The following is a 9,215-nucleotide window of genomic DNA, read 5'->3' as shown; positions in this document are numbered from 1 at the left end:
GGTCCGCCGCGCGGTTTGACGCGGCAGGCCGGTAGCGGGGGTCACGCCAGTCTGATCCCCTGGCCTCGCGCCCTCCCCGGTGCGCGAGGCATTGACGCATACTTCACCGCGACTCCCGTCGCAACACCGCCTTCACGCTCAAAACATCAGCATGCCGAAATAATATTTCGGCATGCTGATGTGCTCAACCAGGCGAATCAGACCTTCCAGGCCATTGCATCACCCGACGACGCGGGAATGACAGTCTTCTCGCCGCTAATCAAGTAATCGAGCAGGTGCGCGCATGCAGACTCGTATATATGCGCCGGGACCAACTGAAGCTGCCAGTCGTGCACGGTCAGCACGATCTTTAGCGCGTCGATATCGGCTTCGGCAAGCTGCCATGAACCGTCCTCGTCGGCGCGCAGGCTGCATTGGTACAACGCGGATTCCGCGTCCTGGAACACGTCCAGATCACAGCCCTGCTCAATGGTGTCGCGCAAGAGGTAGGTCAGATAGACGGTTCGAAAGAGCAGCGTGACATGAAGGCTCGCGCCGTAGCGGCTGCGCAGCGCCTCGAGCGCCAGATGGTTTTGCAACGAGGTCGCGCGAACCATAGAGGCGGCGAGCGGCAAGAGCTTGTTTCGGGTCACGTGTTTGTAACCCGTTTTTCGGAATTTGGGGCGGCCCATGAATACGTATCCTGATGGCTCACTGAACGGCCGGAGCGAATTGCTCGCGGCGTAGGGTGCGATGTCCCGGTAGAGTTGGCCAGGCCGCTATAGCGCAACGGGACATTCGGGGAGTGACGTGGATGACGTCTGCTTCGACGGGAAAAAAACACCGGACCGGGCCGGCAAGGCGGAAAGGGAATGAGTGCCTGCCACGCTCCTCCATGTGAGCTGCAGGCTCTGCGGGTTGGGTAGGCAACACGGGCACTCACGCAGTAATCCCAGCGCGTTGGGGGACAACGAATCCTGGTTCAGCCCCGCGGTGCGCCATCCCGCTTACAACAAAACCTCTTGCGTGCCTCGCGAAGCGGCCGACGCCGTGGCCAGGGCGAAGCTTTTTTAACGCGCGCGACGCTCGATCTCAGCTACCGAAAAAGATATTGCAGAAGCTGACCGGACCGACGCATTCATCCTTCTTTGCGGGCTTCGCGCTCTCGCTACGGGAAGGGGATTGCGCTGCCTGCGGGGCGGCGGATTGCACGACTTGTTGGGGAACGCCTGCTGCCGGTGCCTCGCTCTGCGCATACGCAGCGGCGGCGGCAAACAACGAACAGGCAATAGCAGCGACCTTCACGGACTTCATTTTCATCTCCAGTGCTAACGAGTATTGCGTAAGCGATGATGTGACTATATGGCGCGGAGTCGAAATGATTAAGGACGCGGCGTGGATGGCATCTTTGCAGACCGCAGCAAGATCGCGACGGCCCTCTGCTTCAAGCGGGTCGCGTGCGCAGCGGGCGGTGAAACGAGGCCTGACGCGCAATCGCGCCGAGCGGCGTGTCGCGGTCGACGAGCGCACTGCGGATGAAATGCAGGTGGCTCAGGAGCCGCTGCACGTCGTGGCGGCGCTCGCGTTCGTGGCGAACTGCGGGCAGCGCCTGCTGGGCGATCCAGGTGGCCGCACTCACCGCCATCAGCGCGCGTTCTAGCTGCTCCGCGCCCGGGTGCTCGAAAAGCCGCGCGATATCGCTTTTCACCTTTTCGAGGCATGCGGTCCACCGGCTGTCGGCTGCGCCTAACCACGCGGCGGTTTGCGCCTCGTGGCGCAGGTCGATGACGGCGTGCCCCACTTCCAGCGTGATCAGCATCCAGCGCAGCGCGCGGCGGTGCGCCTGCGTGCGTCCATTGAGGAGAAGCCGCAACTGATGCATCAGATCGTGCGCGCCCGACTGAAACTGTTGATTGAGGCCATCCAGCTCGCCGTGGCACGCAAGCACGACCTGCGCGCGCAACGCCACGCGCATGCGCTCGACGAGCCAGGTCATGTGAGGCGGAAACACCACCGCGAACGCGAGCGCGGCCACGATCATCGCCGCGACGACCGCGATGCCGTTGTTGATCAGCAGATCCGGCGTATAGACGATGACGTTGTCCGGACCCGCGAGCAGGCACAGGAACACGGAAAAGCCCACCCCGAAGCCCGCGATGCGCGCGCGCGTCGCGAGGAACGCACCGAGCGCGAAAAACGGCGCGAGCACGGCGCAAAGCAGCGGAAAACCGTCGATGTTCGGATACGCGTAGCACATGAGCAGATAGCCCACCACGGCCGCGCAACCCGCGCCCGCGGCCATCTGGAAGGCCATGCGCGTGGCGCGCGGCGCGGACGAGGTGAGCGCGCAGGCCAGCGCGCCGGCGATCATCGCCAGGCCGCCGCTCGGCCAGTCGGTCTCCACCCAGAACCAGCCGAGCGTGGCGACCACCACGGCCGTGCGCATGAAGGTGAACGCCACCACGTACCAGCTCGTGCGCGGCACATAACGCGTGATGCGGCGCTCCGTGGGCAGACCCGCCTGCTTGAGCGACGCCCACGTGCGGCTATAGCGGACGATCTCCGCCGTGAAGCGATAGATCAGTTCGGCCGACGTATCGAATTCCTGCAACGCATCGGGCGCGGCGGTTTCCAGCGGCCGGCGCGTCTCGCGCACGTGGCGCGGCAGCGTGCGCATGAACGCCTCCAGCCCTCGCGCGATGCGCAGCGCGTACGCGCGATCCGCTTCGCCCTGGCACGGGCGCTGCGCGAGCAGCGCGGCAAGCTCGCTGAAATACGGCGCGAGCGGCGCGATGGCCTCCTCGCTCCAGCGCAGGCGCTTTTTCAGTTGCCGCAAGGCGTGCAGGCGCGCGCACACGTCCATGAACTCGCCGTTCAGCCGCGCCAGCAACTGGCTGCGCGCGCGCATGATCGGGTCTTCGAAAAACGAGAACGCGCGCGTGGCCTCGAAGCCCACGATCTCATCGACGAGTTTCGCGAATCGCCCTTCGAACGCGCCTCTTTCGATCCCGCTCGACAGAACGAGCGCCGCAAACGAGGTGAAGTCCAGATACCGTTTGCGCAGCGTGCTTTCCATCAGCGAGACTGTCTGGCGGGGCAAAATGACGGCGCTGACCACGCCGGAGCACAGAATGCCCACGGCCACTTCGGCACCGCGCCCGAGCGCGGCGAGAAAGAGACCGTTGGGCTGCATCACGAGCGGAATGCCGATCAGCGCGGCGGTATAGCCGGCCAGCACGAAGGCATACCAGCGAAAATGCCGGTTGCGCATGGCCGCCGCCGTGCAGGCGGCGACCCAGGCCGTGATGCCCATGATGTATAGCTCGGGCTGCTGGATAAACACCGCGCCCAGCACCACCGCCGCGATCATGCCCACCGCGGTGCCCACGATGCGATACACGCTCTTTGCGAAGACCATGCCGGACAAAGGCTGCATCAGCACGAACACCGTCGTCATCGCGATACGCGGCTGCGGTAAATCGAGCAGCATTGCAATGCCCATCGCGAGCAACGCAGCCGTGACCGTCTTGAGCAGGTGAAGCCAGATCGTGCCGTGGCTGGCCTGCCAGTCACGCAAACCGAGCCGCACCGCACGCCATATGACGCGGGCACGATGAGGCAGGTTTCTCGCTCGATTGACTGCTCGCACGCGATTCATGGAAAAAGCACGACACCCGTTTTGTTGTGAAAAAAGCCGCTGCGCAGGGCGGGCTCGGGCGCCGATTGTATGAGGCTCAAACGGGCGAATTAATGGGACTCAAAAAGAACCTCCATTCCAGATCGCTCAACAATGGCGAATCGCAACCAGCGACAATATCGCTTTTACAGCGGACAAATATATTCACAAGGAAGTCTGGCAGGTCTGATGGATACACTACAAAACATGCGAGTGCTGGTCCGCGTCGTCGAAGCCGGCAGTTTCACGGCGGCAGCCCAGTCGCTCAACTCACCCACAAGCGCCGTGTCACGCGCGGTCTCGGATCTGGAAGCCCGTATTCGCACCCGTCTGCTCAACCGCTCGACGCGCCGGCTCGCACTCACGCCGGCCGGCGAGGTTTATCTGAAACGCTGCAAGCAGATACTCGCCGACGTCGCGCGCGCGGAAGACGAAGCTGGCGGCGCGCACGAACGCCCCGCAGGCGCGCTGCGCATGCACAGCTTCGCGAGCATCGGGCAGCAGTACATCCTGCCCGCGATCTCGCGCTATCGCATGATGCATCCCGAAGTGACGGTCGAACTCACCCTTTCGCAGTCGCTGCCCGATCTGTTCGAGGGCAGCAGTGACGTGTCGGTGATCATCGCGGCGTCGCTGCCGAACTCCGATCTCATCTCCCATCAACTGGGCAACTCGTGCAGCATCCTGTGCGCGTCGCCGGAGTACGTACGCAAGCACGACGCGCCGCGCACGCCGGCGGATCTCACGCGTCACGACTGCCTGATACTCAGGACGCCAGGCGTGCCCGCTCACGAATGGACGCTCGAAGGCCCCGAAGGCAGCGTCAAGATGCACGTGAGCGGTCCGGTTCAGGTGAATATTGCTGAATCGCTCGCGGTGGCGATACGCGAAGGCCTGGGCATCGGCATGCTGCCGGTGTATACGGCAATAGAGGGCTTGCGCGACGGCACGCTCGTGCGCGTGTTGCCGCGGCACGTCCTCCAGAAGAACAGCATTCATGCGCTCTATCCGTCGCGCAAGTTCGTGGATGCGAAAACGAAAACGTGGGTGGAGTTCCTGCGCGTGCATCTTTCCCAAGTGATCGCCCGCGACATGACCTTGCTCGAAGAACTCACGCAGCAACAACTCGCCGGTGCGGAGACCGTGGCGTCGCCGATCTAGCCGGCAGCCGTTCAATTCGTCGTGCGAACGTCATGCGAACCGGTCAGTGCGGGAACTTCCGGCGACAAACCGAAAGCACCTGTTGCCTGAGCCATCGATGCGCGGGGTCTGCTTCCGAACGCGGATGCCACATCTGCGACACGGTGATCGTTTCCGTGGCGACCGGAAGCTCGAACGCGTAGACGTCATCGCAAGCGAGGCCCTGCCCGCCATCCGTCCGGCAGCTCAGGAACGAGGCGGGCAGGAGCGCAATGAGATTCGAATGACGCGCCACGGCCAGCGCGGCAGGAAAGCCCGCGACCACGGCGACGATCGTTCGCTTCAGTCCGAACGCTGCCAACGCGTCATCCACGGGTCCGTTCGCAACGCCTCGACGCGACGCGACGACGTGGTCGAACGCCACGTACCGTTCGGCGCTCACCTGGGCGTCGGCCTCCAGCGGATGGCCTTTTCTGACGACGCCCACGAAACGATCGCGAAACAGCGCCTGCAAGCGCACCTCGGGACCCATTTCGCCCAGCACGCCGATCTCCAGATCGGCCGAGCCGTCGCGCAGGTGCGTCGCGGTCTTTTCCGGCTTCGGCGCGAAACGCAAACGCACGTGCGGCGCGGCCGACATTGCCGCCGCGAGCAGCGCCGGCCCGAAGGCCTCGACAAAGCCTTCGTTGGCGCGAATGGAAAAGGTCCGCCGCAACGTTTGAAGATCGAGTTCGGTCCTGGCGGGAAGAAGAACGGCGCGAGCCTCGTCGAGCGCCGCGCGCGTACGCCCGCCAATTGCCTCGGCGTAAGGCGTCAACACCATGCGCCGGCCCGCGCGAACCAGCAGCGGATCGCCCGTCGCCTCGCGAAGCCGGGTCAAGGTGCGGCTCATTGCCGAGGCGCTCAACCCCAGCCGCCGCGCCGCGCCTATCACGCTGCCATCAACAAGCAAGGCATCGAGCGCGACGAGCAGATTCAGATCGGGTTCCGGCATGTTGCGTCCTGGCATGGGGTATCGGGTCATGGCGTCCGGTGCACGGTATCAATGCAGCGCGCGCGTATTCCGCCGCGCTGCGCCCGTCGATATATTGCCTGTGCGGCTCGATACTCGCTCGATACGCGCTTGATGCACGCTTGATGCGCTCCCTCCATTCTCGTTCACAGGAACCCTGCCCATGCCGGACGCCACCATTCAGAAAACCGCGCTGATCATCGGTGCGTCTCGCGGTCTGGGATTCGCCATGGTCGAGGAATATCTCAAACGCAGCTGGCGAGTGATCGCCACGGGCAGAGAAAACGCCACGGCGAAGCTGCGCCAGCGCGCGCAAAGCGCGGCGGGCGCGCTGGAAGTCGAAACGGTCGACATCACGGTGGCGGACCAGGTCGCCGCCTTGCACGAACGTCTCGCAACCCGGCGACTGGATCTCCTTTTCGTCAATGCCGGCGTCAAGAACGATGACGGCGAAACGATCGCGGATGTCTCGACGGAAGAATTCGTGCGCGTAATGGTGACGAACTCGCTGAGCCCGATGCGCGTGGTCGAGGCATTCGAGGATCTCGTTCGACCCGGCGGAACGATTGGCGTGATGTCCTCGGGGCAAGGCAGCATAACGAACAACATAAACGGGAATTACGAGGTGTACAGAGGCAGCAAGGCGGCGCTCAACATGTTCATGCGCAGCTTCGCGGCTCGCCGCGCAAGCGACCCGCGAACCCTGCTGCTCATGGCGCCCGGCTGGGTGCGAACCGACATGGGCGGTCCGCACGCGAGGCTCGGCATCGAGGACAGCATTCCGAACCTGGTGAACACGATCGACGCTCATGAGGGCCGCGCGGGCTTGCATTACGTCGACTATCTCGGGCGAACCGTTCCGTGGTGACCCACACGGCATCGGGATGTTTTCGCGCGAACGTGCGAAAAATGGGCCGCGCCGATCCTTCCGCCAGCCGGAACAGTGCCTTTGGAAATCAGGGGTTAACCCCGGGTCATACGACTTCTACACTTCTGGTCATGGGTTGCAGCAAATACCGCGCCCAATACCAACCAAACTGGAGGTCGTAATCATGAAGTCGCTTATTCAGGCTGTTGCCGTAGCCACTGCCCTTATCGTCCCGGTTGCTTCGTTCGCCCAGTCGAACGCGCCGCTGACCCGCGCCCAGGTGCGCGCCGAACTCATCCAGCTCGAAAACGCCGGCTATCACCCCGGCGACGGCGACAACGCACACTATCCGGAAGCGATCCAGGCCGCCGAAGCCAAGGTCGCGGCGCAGAACAGCGCCGTGGGCGGCGCCCCGGCGGGTTCGTCGGCGTCGGGTGCGCCCGCCGTCGTGCGCCCCTCGGACGACGGCATGAAGCCGGTTTACTTCGGCCAGTAATTGCCGCGCGGCCTGCGAGTCTCGGGCGAGCCGCGAGCCCAGGTCGAGCGCGCGTGAAGCGCCGGTTCCTGGCGGAACCTCCGGCCGGAGCGCGCGCCCCGTGCTCCGGTCTTGCCCAGACCGCGACGGTCTGGGCCTTTTTCGCAGCCGTGCCGTTCGTCCCCGCACAGCTTGACGCGCCCCTGGCGCACGACGCAGGCACCCGCATCCTGTGCTGCGCGCGCGAGCCCCCGTACGAATGCAAGCGGGTTCAGGTGGCCGCCGGTCATGTTCTGCCAGCCGCCGTACCAGAACGACGAGCCGGTCAGTTCGGCGGTGCGGTCATGGTCGAGCGGTTCCACCTAGACGCCGCGCCGCCATTGCTCGACACGCGAGTGCGCAAGGCCAGGACGGCTTGCCCGGTGGGTGGGCGGGCTGCATCCAGCCGGCCTGTACCGCGCCGCATTCCATGCGGTGCCGCCGCGCCAGATCGAACACGGTATTGGCGGATTCGCCGATCAGCGAGACCAGCGCCTCGCCCTTCCCTGCGCATTCCGGCGAACGGACGTGCGGCCGGCCTTGCATCCATGCCGGATGTATTCAGGAAGCGCCGCATGTCACTCGCGTTCCAGCACGGCCACTGCGCGGGCGGTCGCGGACGGCATCAGCAACACGGCCACGGCGAGCGAAATCAGGCATCCGGCAAAGACCTCCTCGATACGCAGTTTCGCGAGCGGCAGGATGGCGAAACCGAGCTGCCCATAAACGAGGCCCACGAGCATCGTGATAAAGAACACGCCGCGCGCATACGCGTGAAGAATGTAATAGGCCCAGCCGAAAACCGACAAGGCCATCGCGGCCACGAGCACCCAGGGCTCCTGCCCGCATACGGTCACGACCAGCACGCTGGCCGCCGCGCCGGTCAACGTGCCGGCAATCCGCTTCAGGACGCGCGTGCGCGTGCCCTGATGCGAAGTAGTCCCGAGAAAAACGACGAATGTGGTGATGACGGCCCACATCGACCGGTCTTCCGACAACTCGCCGCCCGCCAGCATGGCGAGCAGCGCGGCGAGCGTGGCCACCAGCGCGGGCCGCCACGCGAGCCGGTGAAGCCGGTGCGCGAGCGTGGTCGCGAGTGGCCGCCCGGTCGGCCGACCGCTCACGATCAGGTCGGCGAGATAACGTGTGGCCGCGCCGGTCCATGCCTTCGCCGCCGCAACGCTGTGGGGCAAGGCCTGCATGAACGACGGCGACGGCGCGCCGCTGCGCTCCACGGCAATGACGACGCGCCCGACGAACACGACGATGAGCGGCGCAATCGTCATCCCGACCAGCATTTCCATGATCCGCGCGTGGGAAGGATGCAGATAGAGGCCGAGGTAAAAGCAAACCAGCGTGATCAGCGCCGCGCCCACGGCCCGCGCACCGAGCGTCTGGCACAGCATGCCCACGAACACGACCAGCAGCGAACCGGTTACGCGCAGCACGGGTTGCGAGGCCACTTCGGCGGCGCCCGCAAACGATGCGAAGGCGCAGAAGTAGAGAATGAGCAGCGAAACGAGCCAGCCCGACACACGCGCTTCGCGCAGAAACAGCGGCGCGATCATCGCGAACAACGCGCCGGGGACGGCAAGCGTCGGCGTGTCGTGATGCTGGAGCGCCCACGCCACGCCAAGACCCGCCGTCAGCAGGCAAGCGAGCGTGGAGCGCGCGGCGGCGCGCAGGCGCGCAAATTCGGGGTCCTGGACCAGGGCGCGATTGAACGCGCGTGAGCAGGCGGCGGCGATCATGGTCGACGATATCCGTGCATGTCGGCAAGCCGGCTTGTGGCCGCGTGCCGATGTCCGGGCGCGACAGCCCGGCGTTGAGTGAACGCCCCAGGCGCACTCGTGCCGGGATCTCCGGCCTGGCGTGCGCGCGGCGAGGCGTGCTTCCCGGCCGCGCGCAAGCGGCGTCGAGGGTGTGACGCCCGGCACACGATGCGGGTTTTCCCGGATAATAGCCGATCAAAATTATGTCGATACCGCGATCGACAAAAATCGCGCGGGCTATCGCGATGGTGACG

At 65.0% G+C, this 9,215-nt stretch carries 9 protein-coding genes; 3 read left to right on the top strand and 6 right to left on the bottom strand.

From position 1 onward, the window contains the following. Positions 1-197 precede the first annotated feature (197 nt). The 3 genes from BHE01S_RS21560 to BHE01S_RS21555 form a co-directional block, all read right to left on the bottom strand. Positions 198-671 carry a hypothetical protein gene (locus BHE01S_RS21560; protein ID WP_157025545.1) on the bottom strand — a complete coding sequence of 158 codons (474 nt, stop codon included), beginning with the start codon at positions 669-671 and terminating at the stop codon, positions 198-200. Positions 672-1,071: 400 nt separating this feature from the next. Further along, positions 1,072-1,293, bottom strand: coding sequence for a hypothetical protein (locus tag BHE01S_RS37020; RefSeq protein ID WP_084069089.1), 222 nt, complete (start codon positions 1,291-1,293; stop codon positions 1,072-1,074). Positions 1,294-1,423: 130 nt separating this feature from the next. Then, positions 1,424-3,637 (bottom strand): FUSC family protein, encoded by a 2,214-nt coding sequence (locus tag BHE01S_RS21555; protein ID WP_042267467.1) that lies wholly within the window; start codon positions 3,635-3,637, stop codon positions 1,424-1,426. 207 nt (positions 3,638-3,844) lie between these two features. On the opposite strand from BHE01S_RS21555, the gene BHE01S_RS21550 reads away from it, so the two are divergent. Continuing rightward, complete coding sequence (locus tag BHE01S_RS21550; RefSeq protein ID WP_042267465.1) at positions 3,845-4,816, top strand: LysR family transcriptional regulator; 972 nt, start codon at positions 3,845-3,847, stop codon at positions 4,814-4,816. A gap of 43 nt (positions 4,817-4,859) precedes the next feature. On the opposite strand, the gene BHE01S_RS21545 is transcribed toward BHE01S_RS21550, so the two are convergent. Next, entirely contained in the window at positions 4,860-5,789 is a 930-nt protein-coding gene (locus BHE01S_RS21545) for a LysR family transcriptional regulator (RefSeq protein ID WP_042267515.1), read from the bottom strand. A 181-nt stretch (positions 5,790-5,970) separates the two neighbouring features. On the opposite strand from BHE01S_RS21545, the gene BHE01S_RS21540 reads away from it, so the two are divergent. Together BHE01S_RS21540 and BHE01S_RS21535 are read left to right on the top strand one after the other, a co-directional pair. After that, positions 5,971-6,675, top strand: coding sequence for an SDR family NAD(P)-dependent oxidoreductase (locus BHE01S_RS21540; protein WP_042267463.1), 705 nt, complete (start codon positions 5,971-5,973; stop codon positions 6,673-6,675). A gap of 184 nt (positions 6,676-6,859) precedes the next feature. Further along, a complete protein-coding gene (locus BHE01S_RS21535; protein ID WP_042267462.1) occupies positions 6,860-7,171 on the top strand; it encodes a DUF4148 domain-containing protein in 312 nt (103 codons plus the stop codon). Here BHE01S_RS21535 and BHE01S_RS39215 read toward each other — a convergent pair. Together BHE01S_RS39215 and BHE01S_RS21525 are read right to left on the bottom strand one after the other, a co-directional pair. After that, positions 7,156-7,512 (bottom strand): FAD-dependent oxidoreductase, encoded by a 357-nt coding sequence (locus tag BHE01S_RS39215; RefSeq protein WP_042267461.1) that lies wholly within the window; start codon positions 7,510-7,512, stop codon positions 7,156-7,158. The two genes, BHE01S_RS21535 and BHE01S_RS39215, sit on opposite strands and share 16 nt — an antisense overlap. A gap of 255 nt (positions 7,513-7,767) precedes the next feature. Further along, positions 7,768-8,940: an FUSC family protein gene (locus BHE01S_RS21525; protein ID WP_052406034.1), complete on the bottom strand. Its 1,173-nt coding sequence runs from the start codon at positions 8,938-8,940 to the stop codon at positions 7,768-7,770. Positions 8,941-9,215: the final 275 nt, after the last annotated feature.

Origin of the sequence: Paraburkholderia heleia NBRC 101817, from assembly GCF_000739775.1 — a bacterium.
Classification (GTDB): Bacteria; Pseudomonadota; Gammaproteobacteria; order Burkholderiales; family Burkholderiaceae; genus Paraburkholderia; species Paraburkholderia heleia.
This window is presented reverse-complemented; position numbering and strand designations above follow the sequence as displayed.

What these genes read in the sequence shown, in the direction of transcription:
- BHE01S_RS21560 (WP_157025545.1), bottom strand. Translation starts at nt 671, where the DNA reads ATGGGCCGCCCCAAATTCCGAAAAACGGGTTACAAACACGTGACCCGA.
- BHE01S_RS37020 (WP_084069089.1), bottom strand. Translation starts at nt 1,293, where the DNA reads ATGAAGTCCGTGAAGGTCGCTGCTATTGCCTGTTCGTTGTTTGCCGCC.
- BHE01S_RS21555 (WP_042267467.1), bottom strand. Translation starts at nt 3,637, where the DNA reads ATGAATCGCGTGCGAGCAGTCAATCGAGCGAGAAACCTGCCTCATCGT.
- BHE01S_RS21550 (WP_042267465.1), top strand. Translation starts at nt 3,845, where the DNA reads ATGGATACACTACAAAACATGCGAGTGCTGGTCCGCGTCGTCGAAGCC.
- BHE01S_RS21545 (WP_042267515.1), bottom strand. Translation starts at nt 5,789, where the DNA reads ATGCCGGAACCCGATCTGAATCTGCTCGTCGCGCTCGATGCCTTGCTT.
- BHE01S_RS21540 (WP_042267463.1), top strand. Translation starts at nt 5,971, where the DNA reads ATGCCGGACGCCACCATTCAGAAAACCGCGCTGATCATCGGTGCGTCT.
- BHE01S_RS21535 (WP_042267462.1), top strand. Translation starts at nt 6,860, where the DNA reads ATGAAGTCGCTTATTCAGGCTGTTGCCGTAGCCACTGCCCTTATCGTC.
- BHE01S_RS21525 (WP_052406034.1), bottom strand. Translation starts at nt 8,940, where the DNA reads ATGATCGCCGCCGCCTGCTCACGCGCGTTCAATCGCGCCCTGGTCCAG.